Below are 21,886 nucleotides of genomic sequence, written 5' to 3'. Positions count from 1 at the left end.
GTCGGCGCAGCCCGGACATCCAGGCACGTCATGCTGCCAGGCGAGAAACCTCGACGCCGAGGACAGTCGTGCCGTGGCAGCCGAAGCGAGCATCATGACCTGTCTCTCTACCGGTCACGCCCGGGCAAAAGGTCAAGAAAGCGTGCGGCCTGCTTCTGGCAGAAATCGAGGTAGGCGCGCACGATGCTCGAGGGGTGGCGATGCAGCGGATAAAGCAGACTGACCTGTTGCTCGGGCATTGGGTGCTCGACGAGCACGGCCTGCAGCCGTCCATGACGGATGGGGTCCGCTGCGAGAAATGGCGGTAAGTCGGCGATGACGTCCCCCGCAAGCGCGCGAGCGCGAAGCTGAAGATAGTCGTTGGTCGTCAGCATCGTGCGCGGCCTGAAGACCTGCTCTCCAAGTTGCCAGATCGGCTGAATGTTGGCGTCGCGGCTCCAGGCAGCGAGCGGCGTTCCATCGAGATCGTCGGGTGTGCGAATCTCGCGGAGCGTCGCCAGCAACTGCGGTGCCGCTACCAGAGTGTGCCGGTAGCTCAGCAGCCGCCGGGCCACCATTGCCTCGTGTACGATTGCGCCGATGCGCAAGGCGACATCGATACCGTCCTGAGTGAGATCGACACGACGATCGGTGGTATACACGCTGAGCTGGATGTCAGGATATTGCCGTTGGAAGGCGGCAAGCAGGTCCCACCAGGGTTCGAACGCGGTCGGCAGCGACAGCCGCAGGCGCCCTTGGAGCCGTGTCTGGTCGCTTCGCACCGCCTCTTCCGCTTCGACGAGCGCCTCTATGCCGCGCGAGGCGTGTTCGTAGAGCCGCGTGCCGGCATCCGTCAGCCGGGTTCCACGCGCTGACCGCTCCAGCAATTGCACCTTCAGCGATTGTTCGAGTTCGCGGATCCGACGGCTCAACGTCGGCAGCGGAATATCAAGGCGCATTGCCGCCGCGGACAGGCTGCCCGCCTGTACGACGGCCACGAACATCCGTGCGGCATTCAGGTCCATGGACAACCCTCTCATATTCGAGAGGAAACTTATCGTTCCTCTGCCTACCGTAGCAAGACTGAGCGGAATACTTTCATATCAACCTCTTGAGGAGGCCGAACCCAACGAACCAGGAGCCACAACAATGTCCATCGAAACGACAATCAAGGCCTATGAAACGGCCCTCAACGCCAACGACATCGACGCCATTCTCGACCTCTATGGCGCCGATCCGATCTTCATGCCGCAACACGCCCCTGCCCTGATCGGACGCGACGCCGTAAGGACTGGTTACGCGCAGGTGTTCGACACCATCAAGCTTCAGATCCGCTTCGACGTGCACGAGCTGGAAGTGGCCGGAGACTGGGCCTGGGTCCGCACAAGCTCTGCCGGAAGGACGCGCATTCTGGCGGCCGACGTCACGATCGAGGAAGGCAATAACGAGCTCTTTGTGTTCCGGCGCGAAGCGGGCGCCTGGAAGATCCACCGTTACCTGTTTTCCACCAATCGCCCGCGTGCATAAGGAGAAACGACCATGAAAGCCTATGTCATCGAACGGGCCGGCGGCCCTGAAGTCCTGGAACTGAGAGATATCCCGTCTCCCGAAATCCAGGCCGGCGAAGTGAAAATCCGCGTGCGGGCCTTCGGCCTCAATCGCGCCGAAGTCTATCTGCGCGCCGGCAAGATGGGAGCGATCACCGGGCCGCGCGTGCCCGGGATCGAGGCGGTGGGCGAGGTCGTCGCGGACCCGTCGGGGACGTTCCGCACCGGCCAGCGGGTCGCAACCGCCATGGGCGGGATGCAATTTTCCCGCTTCGGCAGCTATGCCGAGGAGGTAACGGTGCTGCGCAGCAACGTTATCGACATGGGCGGCAGCACGCTCTCCTGGGAGGATCTTGCCGCCCTGCCGGAAGCCTATCTCACGATTTGGGGGGCGCTGACGAGAAGCCTCGCGATCACCAAGGGGCAGACGCTGCTCGTGCGCGGAGCAACCTCATCTGTCGGCCTTGCCGCCATCGCCTATGCCAAGGCACTTGGCCTTACAGTGATCGCAACGACCCGGACGCCGCAAAACGCGGCCAGGCTGCGCCAGATCGGCGCTGGCCAAGTGGTGGTCGACGACGGCGCGATCGCTGACAAGGTTCGCGCCCTTATGCCTAACGGCGTCGACGCAGCCCTCGACGTTGTTGGTGCCGCGACCGTTCGCGACACGGTCAAGGCCCTGAAGCCTTTTGGCGGCGTCACCGTCATCGGTCTGCTCGGCGGCCCTCCGGTTATTGAACAACTGAACCTGATGCAGGATCTGCCGGCTGCGACACGGTTGGGCTTCTTCTCGAGCGGCCTGCTGGGGACCGAGGCGTTGCCGGTGGCTTCCTCCCCACTGCCGTGGCTTGCAAAGGAGATCGAAGCCGGACGCATCCCGTCGCTTCGCAGCCAAACCTTCGCGTTCGATCGCATTTCTGAGGCGCACCGCCTGATGGAAAGCGACCGGGCGCTCGGCAAGCTGGTCGTCAAACTCTGATTTCGCTCATCAAGGATCGCTATCATGCGCAGTTTTCCATATGCCAAGCTCGCAACCGTTGGACTGTCGGTGCTTTCGCTCCTTGCGTTTACCGGCTCTGCCCACGCGCGCGATACCGAAGCGCCGGCGATTGAGCGGCAGTTGCGGGAGTACCAAGCGGCATTGAACGCAAGCGATGTCGACGCCATCATGAACCTCTACGCTGCCGACGCGGTGTTCATGCCGCAGAACAGCCCGCCGGCCGTCGGCCGCGACGCCATCAAAGGCGCGTACCAGCGCGTCTTCGCTATGATCGACCTCGATGTCCGTTTCGAGGTTGATGAAATTCGCGCTCTGTCCAGGGATTGGGTCTACGCGCGAACCCGGTCGAACGGCACCGTCAAGGTCCTGTCGACCGGTGGCGCCGCAATGCCGGAGGCAAATCAGGAACTGTTCCTCTTTCATCGTGAAAAGGATGGCATCTGGCGGTTCGCCCGCTACATCTTCGCAACCACCAACCCACCGCCGCAAAGATAGCGACGGCGTCGCCTGCGCGGGGCAATAGGAGAACCGCTGTCGGTCCGAAGGGCGCGGCAGCGGTTTTGTCTGCAGGCATCAGGCTGCCGAGCACTCGAACGCGAGTTCGGCAGCCAAGCGCTGCAGGAGGAACAAGAGCTGCAGCCGGCGATCATGAAACGCGGATCCCAAGCACCACTCGCAACACCCAGACATGAAGCCGGGGAAACCGGGGCGACACGGGACATAGATGGCGTTGCCTTCGCCAGCGTTCCGTCAGATCGCGAGCACCGCCGCCCCGGCTGAAAGCCCCGCGCCGGCTGCCGTCAGCAACAGCTTTTCGCCGGCAACGAAGGGCTTTTCGCGGTGCGCCAAGGACAGCGACAGCGGGATCGTCGCGGCGGACGAGTTGCCGTAATCGGCAATCGTGCGCACCGTTCTTGAAGGCGCGATGCCGAGCCTGTCGCAAACGGCGTCGAAGATACGGGCATTGGCCTGATGCGGCACGAAGCGGCTGATCTGCGGGGCAGAACAGCCGGCGGCGGTCATGGCTTTGATGGCGCAGGCCGTCATCATGTCCACTGCCTGCGCGAACATCTCGCGCCCGTCGCGCATCGTCATCAGCAGATCCTCGGGCTTTGTGCCTGTAGAAAACGGCCTGCTGCTGCCGCCGGCGGCAATCGAGATCAGATCGTAGCGGCTGCCATCGGCGGCAAGGTCGGCGCCGAGCAGGCCGGTTTGTGGATCATCGGAGGGCGCGACGACAACGGCGCCGGCCGCATCGGCAAAGAGCACGGCGCTCGCCCTTTCCGCCGGATTGATCCGGCGGCTCAAGATGTTGGCCGCCACCACCAGCACCGGCTTTCCCTGTGTCCGCACGAAGCCGTCGGCGAGCGTCAGGGCGTAGAGGAAACCCGAACAGGCACCGGCAAGATCGATCGCGCCGGCATTCGAAAGACCAAGATGATGGGCGAGCAAGGGCGCTGAAGGCGGCAGCAGGTGATCGGGCGTCGAGGTCGCAAGCAGCACCAAGGCGATATCGCCGGGCGGTGTGCGGGCACCGTCGAGCGCCATTGCGCCCGCCTTTGCCGCAAGCCCCGAAAGCGTCTCGTCGGGTGCCGCCCAGCGCCGCTCGCGAATGCCGGTGCGGCGCTCGATCCAGCCGGCTTCAAGCCCAAGCGTCGTCTCGATTTCGTCGTTCGCAACACGCCGCTCCGGCACCGCATGACCGAAGCCGACGATCCGGGATGACCGAGCCGGCCTCATAGCCGCCCTGCCCCGAAGAGCGACGCCGCTTCGTCGATCGCGTCATAGGCGCGCTGAAGATCGTCCTCGGTAATGCAATAGGGCGGCATCAGGTAGATGACGTTTCCGAGCGGGCGGATCAGCAAGCCACGCTCGCGGAAAAACGCCTTGAGCCGCGGGCCGACCTCGGCGAGATAGCCGCCGGCGGGCACCTTGAGGTCGAGGGCAGCAATGGTGCCGCGCTGGCGAACGTTGACGAAGCGCAGGTCTTCGGCGAACCGCGCTATCTGCTGACGCTGCCGCTCCGTTAGAACTTCGATCCGCTCTCGCACGGGCTCGCCCTTCCAGACGGCGAGATTGGCGAGTGCCGCGGCACAGGCGATCGGGTTGGCGGTGTAGGAGCTCGAATGGAAGAAGGTCTTGCGGCGGTCGGGCGAAAGATGCGCCTCGAAGATCTGACCGGTGCACAGCGTCGCGGCCAGCGGAAGCACGCCGCCGGTCATCCCCTTCGAGGTGCAGAGAATGTCGGGCGTGATGCTGGCTTGCTCGCAGGCGAACAGGCTGCCAGTGCGGCCCCAGCCCGTCATCACCTCGTCGGCGATCAGCAGGCTGCTGTGCCTTTCGGCGATCCGCTTCAGTTCGGAAAGCACGGAAGCCGGGTAGGTTTTCATGCCGCCGGCGCCGAGAAGCAGAGGCTCGATCAGGAGCGCGGCAACCTCGCCGGATGCGCAGGCCGTCTCGAAGGCGTCGAGTGTTGCCTGCTCGCGGCCCGGGTCCGGAAAGGGCAAACGGTCGACGGAAAAGAGCAGCGGCGCGTAGGCGGCATTGAAGACGCCTCGTTCTCCCGTCGACATCGTGCCGATCGTGTCGCCGTGATAGCCATGCTCCAGCACGCAGATGCGGTTTCGCGGGTGGCCGCCGTTGTGGAAGAAGCCGAGCGCCATCTTCAGCGCGACCTCGACCGCGGTCGAACCGCTGTCGGAGTAGAACACATGGGCGAGCCCGGGCGGCGCAATCTCGATCAGCCCTCGCGCCAGTTCTTCCGCCGGCGCGTGGGTATATTCGGCAAAAATGATCTGGTCGTAGGTCTCCGTGGCCTTGCGGATCGCCTCCATGACAACAGGGTGGCGATGGCCGTGGGTGATGACCCACCAGGACGAAATCGCGTCAAGGATCGACGCGCCATCTTCGTCGACGAGATACGCGCCCTCGGTGCCGACGATGCGGCGCATCGGCGGTTCCAGGGCATGCTGGGTGAAGGGATACCAGACCGTGGAATGTCTCATGCCGGCACCTCCCGGAAATCGGCGATGTTGAAATTCGCGGCAAAGGCCTGCCGCAGGTGGTCGGGCGCCAGCGGCTCGAGCCGTGGCAACCGGCCGAGCCGGCGCACGGCGCCAAGCTCCGAAATGATCGCTTCGCTGTCTTCCTGCGCGTCGCCGATGAAGGCGACGCCGAGGATGGGAATGGCGCGGCGACGCAGCGCCTCGAGCGACAACAGCGTGTGGTTGATCGTGCCGAGCCCGGTGCGGGCACAAAGGACCACCGGGATCTGCCAGCGCGCGAAGACATCCGCAAAGACCGTGCGCTCCGTCAAGGGCACCAGAAGCCCGCCCGCGCCCTCGATCACCAGCGGTCGGTCCACGGTGGGCGGCAAAAGACCTTCGGGCCGGACGATGACGCCATCGATCCGTGCCGACAGGTGCGGCGAGGCCGGCGTCGCGAGCCTGTAGGCTTCGGGCAGGATGCGGTCTGGCGACAACCGGCCGAGCCGGGCGGCGGTCTCGCTGTCGGTTTCCTCGTCGAGGCCTGATTGCACAGGCTTCCAGTAGCAGCCGTCGAGCGCATCGGTCAGGGCTGCGGAAAAGATGGTCTTGCCGATGCCGGTATCGGTGCCGGTGACCACGAGACGGGTTTTCATGGCCGCTCCTCCGCGATCGCGATTTTCAGGCGCTCCAGCATTTGGCCGATCGCGGCCCGATCGACATTGAGCGTGATCGCGATCCGAAGCCGCGCGGTGCCTTCCGGAACGGTCGGCGGGCGGATCGCCCTGATATCGTAGCCTTCGGCGCGCATGCGGGCGGCAATGCGCAACGCTCGGCCGTTGTCGCCGATCGGGATGGGCAGTATCTGCGAGCCGCTACCTGCGATGCCAAGCGTCTCGAAGAGCGCCCGGTTGGCGAAGGTGCTCAGGTCTTCGAACGCGGCGCGGCGCTCCGGTTCGTCGACGAGCGCGGCGAGTGCTTCGCGCACGGCGGCGGCGACGAGCGGCGAGGGCGCGGTCGAATAGATGAAGTTGCGGGCGCGGTTGACGAGATAGTCGCAAATGACGGCGCTCGCGCCGACAAGCGCACCGGAGACACCGAGCGCCTTGCCGCAGGTGTGGAGCACGACGACGTTCTCCCGTCCCTCCAGTTCCGCTGCCAGACCGCGGCCATCCGGTCCGAAGACACCGGTTGCGTGCGCTTCGTCGATGACGAGAAGACCGTCGTGACGCGCGGCAAGCGCCGACAGTTCGGCGAGCGGGGCCCGGTCGCCATCCATCGAATAGAGGCTTTCGACGGCAATCCAGGGGCGCCCGGCGCCGCCGGCCCGGCGCCATTGGCCGATGGCGTCGGCAAAGGCGCCGACGCCGTTATGCGCTGCTGCCACCGCAGGGGCCTTGCCCGCGGCGATGCCTTCATGGGCGCTCGCATGGATCAGGGCATCGTGGACGATCAGGTCGTCGCGCTGCGGCAGCGTTGAAAACAAGGCGGTGTTGGCGGCGTAGCCGCTGCCGAAGAAGAGCGTCCGCTCCACGCCGAAGAAGGCGGCGGCTTCCGCCTCCAGCGCCTCGTGCTCTCCGTGGTTGCCGCGCAGGAGCCGAGAGCCGCCGGCGCCGACCGGGACGCCCCGCGCGATCGCCGCAGTCATCGCCGCCTTCAGCCGCGGCGAGGCGGCAAGCGCCAGATAGTCGTTGGAGGTGAAGTCGATGCCGCCGGCGGAGACGAGCGCGCGCCGGCGGCCCTTGCGTTCGAGGCCATCGAGCGTCTTTTCGTAGCGCGCGAGGAGGTCCGCGGTCATTCGGCCGCGGCCTGCCTTGCCGCTAGCGCCATTGGCCTCAGCCCGAGGCGCCGGAAGAGCGCCGCGTCGTGGTCCTCTCCCGGATTGTCCGCGGTCAGCAGGGTCTCGCCGACAAAGATCGAATTGGCGCCGGCGAAGAAACAGAGCGCCTGCGTCTCGTCGCTCATGTCCGTCCGGCCGGCCGAAAGCCGGACATGCGATTGCGGCATCAGGATGCGGGCCAGGGCAACGGTGCGGACGAAATCGATCGGATCGACCGGCGTCGCATCGGCAAGCTTCGAGCCCGGGATCGGGATCAGCATGTTGATCGGCACGCTTTCGGGCGGGGCCGGCAGGTTGGCGAGCGTCACCAGCATCGAGATCCGGTCGTCGGCGGTCTCTCCCATGCCGAGGATGCCGCCGGCACAGACCTTGATGCCGGCGTCGCGGACATTGGCGAGCGTCTCCAGCCGGTCGGCAAAGCTGCGGGTGGTGATGATCTCGCCGTAGAAGCGCTCCGAGGTGTCGATATTGTGGTTGTAGTAGTCGAGCCCGGCCTCGGCGAGCTTCTCGGATTGGGCGGGCGTCAGCATGCCGAGCGTCATGCAGGTCTCCATGCCGAGCGCCCGCACACCGCTGACCATGGCGACGATCGCCTCCATGTCGCGCTCCTTCGGGCTGCGCCAGGCGGCGCCCATGCAATAGCGGGTCGCGCCGCCGTCGCGCGCCTTGCGCGCCTCGGCAAGCACGCGCTCGACCTCCATCAGCTTCGATGCCTTGAGGCCGGTCGGGTAGTGCGCGGACTGGCTGCAATAGCCGCAGTCCTCGGCGCAGCCCCCGGTCTTGATCGACAGCAGCCGGCTCATCTGGATGGCGTTGGGGTCGAAATGCGCCCGATGCACGGTGTGGGCACGGTAGAGCAGATCATTGAACGGCGAATTATAGATTTTTTCCGCTTCCGCTTGCGTCCAACGGCAATGACCCGCGTCGCCCGGGATGAAATCGGCTTCAGTCGATGGGCCTGCGTGCAACATTTCGGCTCGTCCTCCGGTTATCGCGAACGCGATATAGATAGAATCCAATATTATCTATAATTTTCTCCAACGAACGAGCGCGCAAGCACCTAAACGGCGATGTATGGTCACGTAAACTTCCTATGGTTGTATTTGTTGCCACAAGTGCGCTTGGAGGCTCGCTGACACGAAACAAGAGCCCACAATCATCCGCCTGTGCTTGCCATCCCGACATGAAGGTCACAGCACCTCAGAAATCTCAGAAAACCCGGACTTCCCCGACATTTCCCCTCCCATTGCGCACGACCAACAACGCTCCTCCATCACGCCACCGACACCACCATTCTCACGTCAAGAAAATTATAGATAATTTCTTCAACTACCGAGATCGCGTCGAGCCCAACGCTGGCTCTTGACAAAAACCGCCCCGAGCGGTCAGCTTGGAGCATTCACCAGGGGTGTCCCGGCAAGGGGCTGAGATTCTGCCATGCGATTTCGCGGCGCAGTGACCCGTTGAACCTGATCCAGTTCATACTGGCGGAGGGACGGTGCAGACATCGCTGCCGCAATCGTCGCATTCATGCGACCGATCGATCGGCAAGGCGTCCTTCCCCCTCCTTCGCGTCTGAACTGGGTTCCACCATTGGAGCCTCGGCATGCACACAGCAAACACGATCCCGCTTCCCTCAGGACGACACCCTGCTGACGCTCTCCGTGGGTGTTGAGCCATGCGGGTTCTCATCAAAGGTGCCGGCGTCGCGGGGCTCTGCCTCGCCCATGAACTCAGCACCCGCGGCATCGCGGTGACGGTTGCCGAGCGAACACCGGGCTTTGCCGGCGCTGCTTCCTGGTTTGCCGGCGGCATGCTGGCGCCCTGGTGCGAGCGCGAAAGCGCCGAGGAAGCGGTGCTAACAAAGGGCGTCGGCGCCATCGACTGGTGGGACGATGCCCTGCCGGGCGCGGTCTCCCGCAACGGCACGCTGGTCGTCGCGCCGCCGCGGGACGCGGGCGAACTCAAGCGCTTTGCCTCGCGCACCTCCGGCTTCGATTGGCTCGACGCTGCCGCGATCGAACGACTGGAACCGGCACTTGCCGGACGTTTCCGCGAGGCGCTGTTTTTTCCAGGCGAGGCGCATCTTGACCCACGCCTGGCGCTTAGCCAGCTGCGGCAAAAGCTTGCCGATCGCGGCGTCACCTTCATCGCCGAGATGGGTGACGGCGGCGAACACGATCTTATCGCCGACTGCACCGGTGCGGCGCGCATCGGCGCAACACCCGGCCTGCGCGGCGTTCGGGGCGAAATGCTCTATCTGCGGACGGGCGAAGTGGAACTGTCGCGGCCGGTCAGGCTCATCCATCCGCGCATCCCGCTCTACATCGTGCCGCGCGGCGACGGCCTCTTCATGTGCGGGGCGACGATGATCGAAACGGACGACGGCGGCCCGATCACCGCCCGTTCGCTCATGGAACTGCTGAATGCCGCCTATGCGCTGCATCCGGCTTTCGGCGAGGCGCGCCTCGTCGAGACCGGCACCGGCGTCCGCCCGGGCTTTGCCAACAACCTGCCGCGCGTCACGCGCGCCGGACAAGTGATCACGATCAACGGACTTTACCGCCACGGCTTCCTGCTTTCGCCAGCCTTGGCGGCGGAAGCAGCCGAACTGGCCGTCGCGCCGGCCCTAAAGGGAGACGCCGCATGAGACTGACCGTCAATGGCGAGAACCACGACCTCGCCGTCGCAACCCTCGCCGAGCTTCTGGCAGCCCTCGACTACGAAGGCGACTGGCTCGCCACCGCCGTCAACGGCGAGCTGGTGCATCGGGCCGACCGCTCTGGTCACGCGCTCAGCGATCGGGACCGGATCGAAATCCTCTCGCCGATGAAAGGAGGCTAAGACATGCTGACGCTTTATGGACAGGACCTGCGCTCACGGCTGCTTCTCGGCACCGCCCGCTACCCCTCCCCCGCCGCATTGGAAGACGCGGTGCGATCCTCAGGCACGGAGATCGTCACGGTCTCGCTTCGCCGCGAGACCGCCGGGGGCCGCCAGGGCGGCGCCTTCTTCGAACTGATCCGCGCGCTCGGCGTGCACGTGTTGCCGAACACCGCCGGCTGTCACTCGGTGTCGGAGGCGGTGCTGACCGCCAAAATGGCGCGCGAGGTGTTCGGCACCAACTGGCTCAAGCTCGAGGTGATCGGCCATCACGATACGCTGCAGCCCGATGTCTTTGCGCTGGTCGAGGCGGCGCGCATTCTGTCGGACGAAGGCTTCGAGGTTTTCCCCTACACCACCGATGATCTGGTCGTCGCCGAACGGCTCCTTGAGGCCGGCTGCAAGGTGCTGATGCCCTGGTGCGCGCCCATCGGCAGCGCCATGGGTCCGCAGAACATTCCGGCGCTCCGAGCAATCCGGGCGAATTTTCCCGACGTGCCGCTGATCGTCGATGCCGGCATCGGCCGGCCATCGCACGCAACGACCGTGATGGAACTCGGCTTCGATGCCGTCCTGCTCAACACCGCCGTTGCCGGCGCCGCCAGGCCGGCGCTGATGGCGTCGGCCTTCGCGGCAGCGATCGATGCCGGCCGGCAGGCCTTCGAGGCGGGCATGCTCGAACCGCGCGATTTCGCCGTCCCTTCAACGCCGGTCATCGGAAAGGCGGTGTTTGCATGAAACTCGACCCCTTCTACCTCATCGTCGACAGCGCCGAATGGGTCGAGCGGCTGGTGCCGCTCGGCGTCAAGCTGGTCCAGCTTCGCGTCAAGGACCGTTCGGAAGCGGAGCTTCGCCGGGAGATACGCGCCGCCAAGGCGGTTTGCGACGAACAGGGCTGCCAGCTCGTCGTCAACGACTACTGGCAACTGGCGATCGAGGAAGGCTGCGATTTCGTCCATCTCGGCCAGGAGGATCTTGCCGACGCCGATGTTGCGGCGATCCGCGCCGCCGGCCTGAAGCTCGGTCTCAGCACCCATGACGAGACGGAACTGGAAACGGCGCTTGCAGCCGCTCCGGATTATGTCGCACTCGGGCCGATCTACCCGACCATCCTCAAGGCGATGAAGTGGGCGCCGCAGGGATTGCCGCGCCTTGCCGCCTGGCGGGAGCGTATCCAGCCGCTGCCGCTGGTCGCCATCGGCGGCCTCAACATCGAGCGCATCTCGGGCGTCTTCGAGCACGGCGCCGATGTCGCTGCCGTCGTCACCGACATCACCCGCAACGCCGACCCGGAAGGGCGAACCCGTGAATGGATCGCCAGGACGGCACCGTGGCGATAAGCGCTTGCCTGGCCGCGGCGGTCAGGCGATCGCCAGTTGCGAGAGCCAGGAGGCATCCAGGCCACGCTTGCGGCAATAGGCGGCAAGCCGCTCGCGGGTCGGCCCCGGACGGTCGAGACCGAGATAACGCGAGGCGTTCTTCCAGAAGATGTTCTGCTGGTCTTCCTCGCTGACACCCGCCTCCTTCAGCTGCTGAGCGATCTTCGGAACATAGGCATTGTAGTTCTTCTCCAATGCCATCATCGACCAGTCGGTCCCGAACATCAGATGGCGCGCATCGGGGTCGTAATCCCGCAGCCACTTGTCGAGCAGCGCGCGGATCTTTTCATGCAGTCCGGGCGTGTTGTCGGTGACGAGTTCGCTGAGATAGCTCAAGTCGGCAAACAGGTTCGGCCGGCGCCCGTGGCCGATCGTCTCGCCGATGATGTCCTCCCAGGTCGGCGGGCCGGAGAACTTGTCCTTGGCGCAGGACACCATCACCCCCGTCGGCGCACCCGGGCGAATGACTTCATCGAAAGCACCGAAATGCGCGAGGTTGATCCGCAAGTCATTGTAACGATTGGTGTCTAGCAGCTTCTTCCAGTAGGCGGGGCTCGCCAGATTGCCGTAGCCGCAGCCGGCGCCAATGCTGTTTTCGGCATGCGCCATGATCGGCACGCTGTTGTCACGACACCAGTCGTAGAGCCGCTTCAGCGCCGCATCGATCGCCGGGTTCGCGTTGCCCCAGGCCTTGAACCCCATCGGCGGATAGATCTTCACGCCGATGAAGCCCTTTTCCATGATCGCGTAGCGGACGTTTTCCAGCGACGAGCCCCGTTTCAGCGCCTCGCGATGCGGATCGAAGCCGACAAAGCTGTGCATGTGGATGCCGTGCCGCTTGATCACCAGCTGCTGGATCTCGTCCATGACATCGATCTGGTCGTGTTGCGGTGAAGCCCTGCCGCCGATCGACTTTTCGAAGTCGAGGATGCTCGGCGTGATCATCGAAAACCGGCATTTCGACGCGAAGATCCGGGCGTAGGTTTCCGCCAGGTTTTCCCGGTAGTCCTGCATCAGCCGCACGAAGGAAAGGTAGTTGCCGATCTGGTCGTGCGCCTTGGCGGCCGACGCCAGGGCATCGACATCCGCTTCCCCCACGCTGCCTGAACGCCGCTGCAAGCCCTGCGGCAGGCCGGCAGTGCCGCCGATCTGTTCCAGCAGACCCTGATAATCCGGCGTTTCGGGGCCGCTTCGTGCGGTCAACGACGCGCGCTGTTCGCCGGCACGGGCCACGAGTTGCTGAACAGCGGCACGCAACTGCTCGCCCTTCCGTCGCTCGAACTCGGCGTCGGAGGGGCGCGGCAACCGCCTCTCAAGAATCAGCGCCTCGGCCTTTGCCTTGGGCGCAACGTCGCCAAGGGCCGTAACGAGGAAGACCACCAGCGCATTTTCCAGGCGCTTCGACTGCAGCGGATCGGCGGAAAGCCTGGCTTCCGGTAGCTTCTCGCGCAGCGCCACATAGCGCACCAGCCCCTCGACCGGCACGTCGGCCGCGTTGAAGAAATGGCAGTGAACATCGACGATCGGATGCGGAAGCTGGCAGGCGGCGGCCGGAGGCCAGTCGTGCCTGCAGCCGGAAAGCACACTCGTCATCATGCCTGCCGAGAACAGCCGCAAGACATCGCGGCGTGTCACGGCGGCGACCGGACCAGCCCAGTCGACCCCCATCGTCCCCTCCTGTTGCGAGACCCCCTCGAACAATCGGGCAAACATTACTCCGTTCGCAAGCGCCGTGGAACAGATATTTACTTGCCGTTACTGGTTCCCTTAGGTCACCACCGGCGGACTTTAAGTGGGAAAGGAGGCATGTTACTCTAAAATCTTGGGGAGAATTTGCGTGATAGGTGGCGCCGCCAAGAATGAATTCCAACGTTACCTGTCGGGAGCCCTGGTTCGATGGTCCTCCCCGGCGGCGACGGATTCGGCTGGCCCGGCGCGCGAAGACTTTCCGGGCGCGTTGTTGTTCGCCGATATTTCCGGCTTTACCCGCCTGACCGCCAAATGGTCCGAGAGCGACCGCGCCGCCGGCGCCGAGCGGGTAAGCCGGCTCTTGAACGGCTACATGGGGCCGCTCGTCCGCCATATCGAAGAACATGGCGGCACCGTCTTGAGCTTTGCCGGCGACAGCCTGCTTGCCGGTTGGCAGGCCGCCTCCGCCGACGAGCTGGAGCAGGCCGCCTGGCGCAGCTGCTATTGCGCCGGCCGCATCCGCGAAGAAATGGGCCGGCCGGGCGGGCCGGAAGACGCGCTGCAACTGCGCATCGCCGTCGGCGTCGGCACCATCACGCTGCTGCATCTCGTTCCCCGCGTCGACCAGCGCTGGCTGATCGTCGGCGGCGATTGCCTGGCGCAGGCGGACCATTGCGGCCTCTTGAGCGATGCCGGCGAAATTCTCGTCTCCGACGCCGTCTGGCGGTTGATCGGCAAGCGGGCGACGGGCGGCCCTGGCCGGGAGGGAACCGCCCGGCTCGACCGCATCGACCCCTATTCGACCGCGGCCAGGCCGCACCGTGCCCTTTCGGGCAGCGCCAGCAACCAGCAATTCGGGCGGCTTGAAGCCTACCTGCCGCTCTCGTTGCGCGGCCGCCTGCTGTCGCCGCTTTCGCAGTGGCTTGCCGATCTGAGGACCGTCACGGCCCTGTTCGTGCACATCGTCGGCCGCGATATCGAGCGTGACCTCGACCGGCTGAACCAACTCGTCGCGCGCTCGATCGCCGTCGTCGGCCGCACCGGCGGAGAGGTCCTCCATACGGCGCTGCACGCCAATGGTCTCGAAATCTTCGCCGTCTTCGGCCTGCCCGGTCCCAAACATGCCGACAATGCGCGACGTGCGATCGTTGCGGCGCTGCGCCTTTCGGGCGAACTTGACGATCCCGATATCGGCCTATCGGTCGGCATCTCCACAGGCGAGAGCTTCTGCGGCGCGCTCGGCGCCAGCCACCGCGCGGACTACACGGTGGTGGGTGCTGCGGTGAACATGGCCGCGCGGCTGGCAAGCGTCGCTGCCGGACGCATCCTCGTCGACCAGGCGACGGCAAAGGAGACCGCCGGCCAGATCGCCTTCTCCGGACCGTGGTCGCTGGCCATACCCGGCGTGCGCGGCGGCGTGTCGGCCTTCGCGCCGATTGCCGAGACGGTCGCGACGATCGACACCAAGTCTCCGATCCTCCTCAACCGCGCAGCCGAAATGACCGCCCTTTCCGCCTATCTGGAAGGCGCGTACAGGGGGCAATCCGGGGTGATGATCGTCAGGGGCGATTCCGGCGTCGGGAAGTCGGCGCTTCTGCGCGCCTTCGTCGAAAGCCGTCGCGACCGCGGCAGCCGTGTTCTCGTCGGCAACGCGGACGACATCGAGAGCGACGTGCCCTATTTCGCCTGGCGCGGGGTCATTCGCGACCTGCTCGGCATCGGCGACCTGCGCGGCACCGAGGCTGCGGATCAGGTGGCGCTGTTCTTTGCGCAAAGACCGGAGCTTGCCCCGCTTGCGCCCTTGCTCAACGACGCCATCAACCTCACCTTGGTCGACACGCCCGAGACCCGGGCGATGTCCGGCGACGGGCGCTCCCATCGGCTGCGCGAGTTGCTGAGCGAACTGATGACCAGCGACCTCGCCGCAGGACAGGGCTTTGTCGTGCTGGAAGATGTGCACTGGCTCGACGAGGCGTCGGGCCAGTTGCTCGGGCGGCTGGTCTCGGGAATGGCGCCGGTGCCGGTGGTGGTATCGACCCGCACGGCCCGGACCCAGGAAGACCTCACCCGGTGGACCGGCCAGCACTACAATGGCGCCCAGACGCTCGATCTGCTGCCGCTCGATTTCGAAGGTACGATCGCACTCGTTCGCGCCTCGATCGGCAGCAACTCCCCCGCCGACGGTTTCGGCGAGGCGGTCTATGCGCAGTCGGCCGGAAACCCGCTTTTGATCTGCGAAATCTGCCGGATGATCGGCGAGCGCCGGCTGCCGAAGGGCACCGAGCCCCCGGCGCCCGTCTCGCTGCTCTCCGAGCCCCGCTCGAACGATGCGACCCTGCTCAACACCGCCAAGGTGACCGTGATCGCCCGGACCGACCAGCTTCCGGCGGAACTCCAGGTGCTGTTGAAGATTGCAAGCGCCATGGGCTCGACCTTCTCCGTCGCCGAGCTCGGCGCGCTGCCGCCGATCCGCAAGACCGCGCTCGACATCGAGGCGAGCATCGAGCGGCTGCTGGCGGCCCATCTGATCAAGCCCGCCGACGATCGGCCGGGCCGGTACATGTTCAGCCATGCCGTCATCCGCCAGGCGATCTACGAAAGCCTGCTGTCGGAACAGCGTCATGAAGCCCATCGCGCGATCGCCCAGGCAATCGAGGAAGGCGGGCAGCCTGACAATGCCGAGAACCTGCCGCGTCTCCTCAGCCACTGGGAGCGCGCCGGCGACGCCGCGCGGGCCTTCAACTATCTGGATCGCGTTGCCGAACTGCGCCTGCGCCAGTTCGACAACGCCGCCGTCGTCGACCTGATCGAACGCTTCTTCAAGACGGCGCGCGAGCTTTCGATAACCCTTGCACCCGCCCGGCGGGCGGCCGCCTGCTTCCTGCTCGGCGAAGCGAGCCTCAATCTCGGCCGCGCCGAGGCGGCCCGGAACGCCTATGAGGAGGGCCTGCGGCTTTCCGGCATGCCGTTGCCGCGCACCTCCGCCGGCCTGGCGCTGCATCTCGTGCTCGATCTCGCCGAACAGATGTGGCGCCGCACCACGCACCGCGACCAGGATTGGATCCTGAAGCGCGAAATCTCGCGATCGACGACCGATCCCTTCCTGCTTGCGGCAAAGGCGCATGAGGATCTGACGCGGATCTACTATTTCACCAGCGAGAAGCTGCGGCTGATCCATGCGACGCTCAGGGCGACGAACCTTGCGGAGCGAAACAAATACGTGTCGCCGACGACTGCTGCCAATTATGCGAGCCTCGGCGCCATCTGCGGCGTGATCCCGCTGCAAAGCCAGGCCGAACATTACAGCCGGCTGGCGGCAGCGCTCTCCGAACGCGTCGACCAGTTGGGAACGCGCGTGCGCGTCGACCTCCTGTCGGGCATGTACCAGATCGGCATCGGGCACTGGCGCGAGGGCAAGCGGGCGTTCGAGGCCGGCCTCAACAATGCCACCACCGTCGGCGACCTCAGGCGCTGGTGCGAGGTGGCCGTCGGGTTGGAGACGATCTCCGGCCCGTGGCTTTTGACCTCGGCGTTCGAAGGCATAGCGCCGTGGGAAATCCTCGTTCAGCGGATCTGCGAGGAGGGCCGCAGGCGCGGCGACATGCAGGTGCTCGGCTGCGGGTTGCTCGGCCGCCTGAGGGGGCACGCCGCCCTTGGCCGCTGGAACGCGATCGACACCGATCTCGACGAACTCGAGCAGATCCTGCGCGAGAAGGGAGACGGGCTGGAGCTCGTCCATTCCATCGAAGGCGCATCGCTGCTGAGCGAGGCCGCCCGGCGGCGCGGCAACACCAGCGAGGCTGCCTCCTGGCTCGAGCGCGCGCTGTCCTGGTGCGAGACGCTCAATCCGGCGATGAAGACGCGCACGCTGCCGGCGCTTGCCCGTCTCTTCGATGTCGCAAGCGATCCTGACGGAGGCGACCTCTTGGCCGCACAGCTCGTCCTTCGAAAACTCGAGCGCTTCGCGCGGGTCTACCCGATCGGCCGGCCCGCCGCTGCGCTCGGCGAGGCGACCCTGCATCAGCGTCGCGGGCAGCAGCGGCGCGCCGAGCGCGTCGCCCAATATGCCTTCGCGGAAGCAATCCGGCTGGAGATGCCGGCCGTGGCGCTCGCTGCCCTGCAGCATGCCGCCGGACCGAGGGATGCCGAAGCGCGCCAGGCCTTCGAGACGATGTTTGCCCTGCGCCGGGCCACCTGGTGCGAGGTTCTTCCGCTCGGTCAAACCGACCAGGCGCCGCATGTCCAGTTTGCCAGATCCCAGGGAAGCCGCGCATGAACCGTACCAGCCCGCCCCGCATTCTGATCGTGCTTGCCCATTTCGATGAAACCCGAAACCCCAGGGGTCGCCCCGACTTCATTCCGCAGGGAACCGGCCACCTGTTCCTGGCCGGGGCCTTTGCGCGCGAGCGCGTGGATCTTCGCGTCTACAGCGAATTCCATGACGGGCCGCTCGTCGACGAGGCCGCCTTTGCCGAACTCGACATGCTGGTGCTGACGGGGGTGACCGCCGCCTTCGACCGGATGCGGCACCTGACGGCCTATGCCCGCACCAGGTCACCCGGCTGCGTCGTCGTCGCCGGCGGGCCGGTCGTGCGCAACCTGCCGGTTTCGAGCGCCGAGACCTTCGACTACGCCTGCGACGGCGATGTCGAGGAAATGCAGTCGGTCATCGAAGCGGTCTTCGGCGCCTGGGCCGTGTCCGAAACGATCCTGCCGCGCTTCGACCTCGCCAATTGGCGCGGCCCGGTCAGCTACATCGAGACGAGCCGCTACTGCAATTTCAAGTGCAGCTTCTGCGCGCTCACCGCCGAGGGCCGGCGCTACCACAGCTACGACCCCGCCTATATCGAGGCGCAGCTGCGCAACGCCCCGCCGAAGAAATATGTGCTGTTCATCGACAACAATTTTTACGGCAACAGCAAGGACGTCTTTCGAGACAAGCTCGAGCTGATCCGCTCGCTCTGGCGCCAGGGGCTGTTCGAAGGCTGGATCGCGCTTGTCACCGGCGATTTCTTTCGCGACCCCGACAACCTCGAAGCGGTGCGCGCGGCCGGCTGTCTCGGTCTTTTCAGCGGCGTCGAGACGCTGAACGAAGCGCAACTGAAACGCTATCAGAAAAAGCAGAACCTGGTCGTGCCCCAGCTGGAAGCGATCCAGACCTGCCTCAACGCCGGCGTCGCCTTCCAGTACGGAATGATGTTCGATCCGTCGTCGCAGACGATGCAGGCGATGCAGGAAGAACTCGCCTTCATTACCGGCGAAAGCCGGATGCCGTTGCCGGCGTTCCTGAGCCTGACGATCCCGCTGCTCGGCACGCCGCTGTTTAACGAATGCGTCACGGAGGGTCGCTTCCTGCCATCGGCCAAACTGCGCGACATGGATGGGTTCACGCTGATGACACGCCCCCTCGACGATCTCGACGACGTGGCGCTCTTTGCCCGCAAGCTGTCGCGCCTCGACGGCAACCGCGCCCGCATCCTGCGCCATTGCCTGGGATTCTACCGCAACTATCGCCACTCGCTTTCCGGGCGGCAGATGATCCACCTGCTGGCCAACAGCCTGCGCCTCGCGCTTCCTTCGGTGCTGCATCGTCACGGTCTCCCGACACGTTCGGGGAGCGACGAAAACCTGACCTATGTGACGACAACGCAGCCGCTCGGCCCGCTCTATACGCCTTCGTTCCGGGTCGGCGAGGGCTTTCGTTCGCACTTCGCACCGACGATGATCACCGACGCTTCGGGCGCGCTCGACGAAACCATTGCCCGCAACCTCGAATTCCGCGCGAGCGAGCGGCGACGGGGATTGGCCGGCACCGAGCATGCGCCCGGGTAAGCAGGAACGGCTGCGTCAAAGTGCCCTTGTCCCTGCAACCTCCAGTGCGTGAAGTTGGGTCGACTTGGTAAGATTGGATTCAAACTTTTTGGGTAAGCTTCCGTTAGCTATTTCACACCTGTCGGCCGGCGATCGCCGTCGACCTTGTTTTGCGTACGGGTGCCCATGCGTCTTTCAGCTGCGACCGCAATCCTTTTTGCCGGCCTCATTTCGGGCTGCTCTTCCAGTTCGAGCCTGGACAGCATAGCCCCGCGGCCCTCTCGCGAAACAACCAGTTCCGTTGCCATGACGGCGGCGCCCGTACCGGCGGCGAGCGTCGGCCAGGCCGCGGCGCAGGCAACGCCACCGCAATACATCCAGGACGCTCCGCCGCAGGAAATGCTCGCCTGGGCCGGGCCGGTCCCGGAGCCGGAGGCCTTCGCGCCCGCGGCCAATACCACGACGACGACAACGACCCTCGCCACGCCCGTTCCCGGCGCGCGCCCGGTCGCCTTCGTCGCGCCGGAAAATCCGGTGACGCAGGTGATGCCGCAGGGGCGCTCGCGCGTCTACGGCCACCGCTTCCGCGACGCCAAGCCGATCAATTTCGGCCGCGCCAAAAATCCGCGCAAGATGGCGGTGCACGGCGTCGACGTCTCGCGCTGGCAGGCCGACATCGACTGGGCCAAGCTGCGCACGCAAGGGGCCAATTTCGCCTTCATCAAGGCAACCGATGGCGGCGACCATCTCGACCCGATGTTCAAGAAGAACTGGCGCGCCGCCAAGGCGGCCGGGATCCGCCGTGGCGCCTATCACTTCTTCTACTGGTGCCGCACCGCCGGCGAGCAGGCCGACTGGTTCATCCGCAACGTGCCACGCGAACCGGGTGCGCTGCCGCCGGTCATCGACGTCGAATACAACGGCGAATCCAGCTGCAAGCGCCGCCTGTCGCCCGAGCGCATCCGCGAGAAAATGCAGGTGTTCATGGACAAGCTCGAAGCGCATTACGGCCAGCGCCCGATCATCTACACGGCACCGGACTTCTATGCCGACAACCTGCAGGGCGCTTTCAAGAACTATCCGTTCTGGCTGCGTGCCGTCGCCCAGCACCCGTCGATCGTCTACCCGAACCGCAAGTGGGTGTTCTGGCAGTATTCCGGTTCCGGCCTTTCGCAAGGCGTCGACGGCAAGATCGACCTCAACGTCTTCCACGGCAACGAGGAACAGTGGCACGACTGGCTGGAAGCGCGGGCGAGATAAGCCTTCGGGCCCTCACCCCCAGCATTACCAAGCGGACGACACGACCTGTCAACCCGCGCGGGCCACCTTCGGCCCGCCATGGTTGATACGCTCGAGGAACCGCCGATAGCCGGGATGCGCGCGCAACAGGCGCTGCCCGAGATCGGCGAGAAAGTCGACGTCCTCCGCCTTGAGGCTCAGCCGGTTGTGCAGCCCGAGGATCCGGCGCGCCGGCGCCGGCTCGGATATATCCGACAGCGCCAGCCTGACGATATCGACGTCGAGATCGCCGCAGCCGCGCCTGGCGACAACGACACGGCACCGCCATTTCACCAGCCTGTCCCGCCAGGCGGGCAGATGATCGCTGAGCGCATCGAAGCTCTGCAGATTGGGGATGTTGATCATCGCGTCGATGGCGGCGACGATCGCATCCGGGGCCCTGGGACTTTCGGCAGTCTTCGACAGGTCTCCGCCGATCCGGGTCGAGGCATCGACGACGATGACGAGCAGATGCCGGAGACGCAGGGCGCGCTCCATCGGGAGCGGTTCGGGTGCAGCCCGACCCATCAGGTGCAAGAGGCTCTGCGTTCCGACGCCATCCACGAGACCGCCGTCATAGAGCTTCAGGTAGTTGAGATCCTTGGCCATCTCGTAGCGGCCAAGCGCGTCCGCATATTCTCGCGAGACGAGCGAGCCTTGCGGCTGCGGTCTCGCGGCTTGCGTGTTCGCCGGCGGCAGGGTCTCGCAGCCCGTGCGAAAATTCCGCAGGGTCAGCGGCGCGAAAACGACCGGAACGGCGGCCGAGGCTGCGACCGCATAGGCGAGCGGATAGTCGTCATAGTTGCTGCAGATGGCGGTGAAGGTAGTGTGGTCGAAGATGAAGGGCGCGCGGTTGTAGAGATCGGTGGCGTGGATCACCAGGCGCGGACGGCCGGGTCGCGCCACCGCCCCGAGTGTCGCGCCCTTGAACAGGTTCGCATCGAGCCAGGCCGGGAGCCCTGAGAGATCGTTTACCCCGCCGCGATAGCCGCGCAGGATGTTGGGCGGTGAGAACGACATTCGGAGCGACGCCTCGACGTCGTGCACGAGAAACCGCTTGCGAAAATCCTCAAGCCCCGCCCGACCGTTCAGGGCGAAATAGGAGGCGAGCACCGCACCACCGGAAACGCCGGCAACGACCGCGACGTCATCGGCGAGCCGGCGCCCCCGTCCGCCCGGGGAAGGCGCCTCCGCAAGCGCCGACAGGACGCCATAGCCGAAGGCTGCAGAGCGGGCACCGCCGCCGGAGAAGGCAAGGATGATGCCGGTGTCGCTCTGATCCGGCGCCGGTTGCGCGAGCGGCACGGCCCCCGTCGTCAGCTCCAGCCGCCGGTTGGTGGGCGTCACGTCCGGGCCGGCACAGCCGGCCGCCACGAGCGCCATCGCCAACGCGCCGCGCCGCAAGAATCGTCTTGCGCGCAAGAGTGCAACCGTGCGTCTGGCGTGGCCGCCGGCTGGTCCTTCCCTGCTCTCCCTGATGGAAAGCGACGTCCGTC

Annotated in this window: 18 protein-coding genes and 1 riboswitch; of the genes, 10 read left to right on the top strand and 8 right to left on the bottom strand. The window is 65.6% G+C overall.

What is annotated here, in order from left to right:
• Positions 1-107: 107 nt before the first annotated feature.
• Positions 108-1,004, bottom strand: coding sequence for a LysR family transcriptional regulator (locus C1A35_RS22865; protein WP_104666561.1), 897 nt, complete (start codon positions 1,002-1,004; stop codon positions 108-110).
• A gap of 124 nt (positions 1,005-1,128) precedes the next feature.
• On the opposite strand from C1A35_RS22865, the gene C1A35_RS22860 reads away from it, so the two are divergent.
• Genes C1A35_RS22860 through C1A35_RS22850 form a run of 3 tightly spaced genes read left to right on the top strand, consistent with a single transcriptional unit; the run spans position 1,129 to position 3,021 of the window.
• Positions 1,129-1,506: a YybH family protein gene (locus tag C1A35_RS22860; protein WP_104666560.1), complete on the top strand. Its 378-nt coding sequence runs from the start codon at positions 1,129-1,131 to the stop codon at positions 1,504-1,506.
• A 12-nt stretch (positions 1,507-1,518) separates the two neighbouring features.
• The gene (locus C1A35_RS22855; protein WP_104666559.1) at positions 1,519-2,505 is read left to right on the top strand and encodes a zinc-binding dehydrogenase; all 987 of its coding nucleotides are present in this window, start codon (positions 1,519-1,521) and stop codon (positions 2,503-2,505) included.
• Positions 2,506-2,529: 24 nt separating this feature from the next.
• Positions 2,530-3,021 carry a YybH family protein gene (locus C1A35_RS22850; RefSeq protein ID WP_104666558.1) on the top strand — a complete coding sequence of 164 codons (492 nt, stop codon included), beginning with the start codon at positions 2,530-2,532 and terminating at the stop codon, positions 3,019-3,021.
• A gap of 255 nt (positions 3,022-3,276) precedes the next feature.
• On the opposite strand, the gene C1A35_RS22845 is transcribed toward C1A35_RS22850, so the two are convergent.
• The 5 genes from C1A35_RS22845 to bioB are packed head-to-tail and all read right to left on the bottom strand — an operon-like array spanning position 3,277 to position 8,321.
• Complete coding sequence (locus tag C1A35_RS22845) at positions 3,277-4,266, bottom strand: beta-ketoacyl-ACP synthase III (RefSeq protein WP_104666557.1); 990 nt, start codon at positions 4,264-4,266, stop codon at positions 3,277-3,279.
• A complete protein-coding gene (locus C1A35_RS22840) occupies positions 4,263-5,531 on the bottom strand; it encodes an adenosylmethionine--8-amino-7-oxononanoate transaminase (RefSeq protein WP_104666556.1) in 1,269 nt (422 codons plus the stop codon). Before C1A35_RS22840 ends, C1A35_RS22845 begins: the two co-directional genes overlap by 4 nt.
• Positions 5,528-6,166: a dethiobiotin synthase gene (gene bioD / locus C1A35_RS22835; protein WP_104666555.1), complete on the bottom strand. Its 639-nt coding sequence runs from the start codon at positions 6,164-6,166 to the stop codon at positions 5,528-5,530. The genes C1A35_RS22840 and bioD overlap by 4 nt, the downstream gene beginning before the upstream one ends.
• The gene (locus C1A35_RS22830) at positions 6,163-7,308 is read right to left on the bottom strand and encodes an 8-amino-7-oxononanoate synthase (protein ID WP_104666554.1); all 1,146 of its coding nucleotides are present in this window, start codon (positions 7,306-7,308) and stop codon (positions 6,163-6,165) included. The genes bioD and C1A35_RS22830 overlap by 4 nt, the downstream gene beginning before the upstream one ends.
• Positions 7,305-8,321: a biotin synthase BioB gene (gene bioB / locus C1A35_RS22825; RefSeq protein WP_104666553.1), complete on the bottom strand. Its 1,017-nt coding sequence runs from the start codon at positions 8,319-8,321 to the stop codon at positions 7,305-7,307. The genes C1A35_RS22830 and bioB overlap by 4 nt, the downstream gene beginning before the upstream one ends.
• Positions 8,322-8,744: 423 nt before the next feature.
• Positions 8,745-8,864, top strand: a riboswitch (TPP riboswitch).
• Between the two features lie 164 nt (positions 8,865-9,028).
• Here bioB and thiO point away from each other — a divergent pair.
• Genes thiO through C1A35_RS22805 form a run of 4 tightly spaced genes read left to right on the top strand, consistent with a single transcriptional unit; the run spans position 9,029 to position 11,573 of the window.
• Positions 9,029-10,000 carry a glycine oxidase ThiO gene (gene thiO / locus C1A35_RS22820; protein ID WP_104666552.1) on the top strand — a complete coding sequence of 324 codons (972 nt, stop codon included), beginning with the start codon at positions 9,029-9,031 and terminating at the stop codon, positions 9,998-10,000.
• On the top strand, positions 9,997-10,194 hold the full coding sequence (gene thiS / locus C1A35_RS22815; protein WP_104666551.1) for a sulfur carrier protein ThiS: 198 nt from the start codon (positions 9,997-9,999) through the stop codon (positions 10,192-10,194). The genes thiO and thiS overlap by 4 nt, the downstream gene beginning before the upstream one ends.
• Before the next feature lie 3 nt (positions 10,195-10,197).
• Positions 10,198-10,971, top strand: a complete 774-nt coding sequence (locus C1A35_RS22810) for a thiazole synthase (RefSeq protein ID WP_104666550.1) — start codon at positions 10,198-10,200, stop codon at positions 10,969-10,971.
• Entirely contained in the window at positions 10,968-11,573 is a 606-nt protein-coding gene (locus C1A35_RS22805; RefSeq protein ID WP_104666549.1) for a thiamine phosphate synthase, read from the top strand. Before C1A35_RS22810 ends, C1A35_RS22805 begins: the two co-directional genes overlap by 4 nt.
• A 21-nt stretch (positions 11,574-11,594) precedes the next feature.
• Here C1A35_RS22805 and C1A35_RS22800 read toward each other — a convergent pair whose 3' ends face one another.
• Positions 11,595-13,280, bottom strand: a complete 1,686-nt coding sequence (locus C1A35_RS22800) for an amidohydrolase family protein (RefSeq protein WP_158665131.1) — start codon at positions 13,278-13,280, stop codon at positions 11,595-11,597.
• Between the two features lie 169 nt (positions 13,281-13,449).
• Between C1A35_RS22800 and C1A35_RS22795 the strand changes: the two genes are divergently transcribed.
• The 3 genes from C1A35_RS22795 (at position 13,450) to C1A35_RS22785 (ending at position 20,372) form a co-directional block, all read left to right on the top strand.
• A complete protein-coding gene (locus tag C1A35_RS22795; protein ID WP_158665130.1) occupies positions 13,450-17,577 on the top strand; it encodes an AAA family ATPase in 4,128 nt (1,375 codons plus the stop codon).
• Positions 17,574-19,133, top strand: coding sequence for a B12-binding domain-containing radical SAM protein (locus tag C1A35_RS22790; RefSeq protein WP_104666546.1), 1,560 nt, complete (start codon positions 17,574-17,576; stop codon positions 19,131-19,133). Before C1A35_RS22795 ends, C1A35_RS22790 begins: the two co-directional genes overlap by 4 nt.
• Before the next feature lie 165 nt (positions 19,134-19,298).
• On the top strand, positions 19,299-20,372 hold the full coding sequence (locus C1A35_RS22785; protein WP_104666545.1) for a glycoside hydrolase family 25 protein: 1,074 nt from the start codon (positions 19,299-19,301) through the stop codon (positions 20,370-20,372).
• Between the two features lie 48 nt (positions 20,373-20,420).
• Here C1A35_RS22785 and C1A35_RS22780 read toward each other — a convergent pair whose 3' ends face one another.
• On the bottom strand, positions 20,421-21,773 hold the full coding sequence (locus tag C1A35_RS22780) for a patatin-like phospholipase family protein (RefSeq protein WP_158665129.1): 1,353 nt from the start codon (positions 21,771-21,773) through the stop codon (positions 20,421-20,423).
• Between the last annotated feature and the right edge of the window lie 113 nt (positions 21,774-21,886).

The organism is Ensifer adhaerens (genome assembly GCF_002940685.1).
Classification (GTDB): Bacteria; Pseudomonadota; Alphaproteobacteria; order Rhizobiales; family Rhizobiaceae; genus Ensifer; species Ensifer adhaerens_E.
This window is presented reverse-complemented; position numbering and strand designations above follow the sequence as displayed.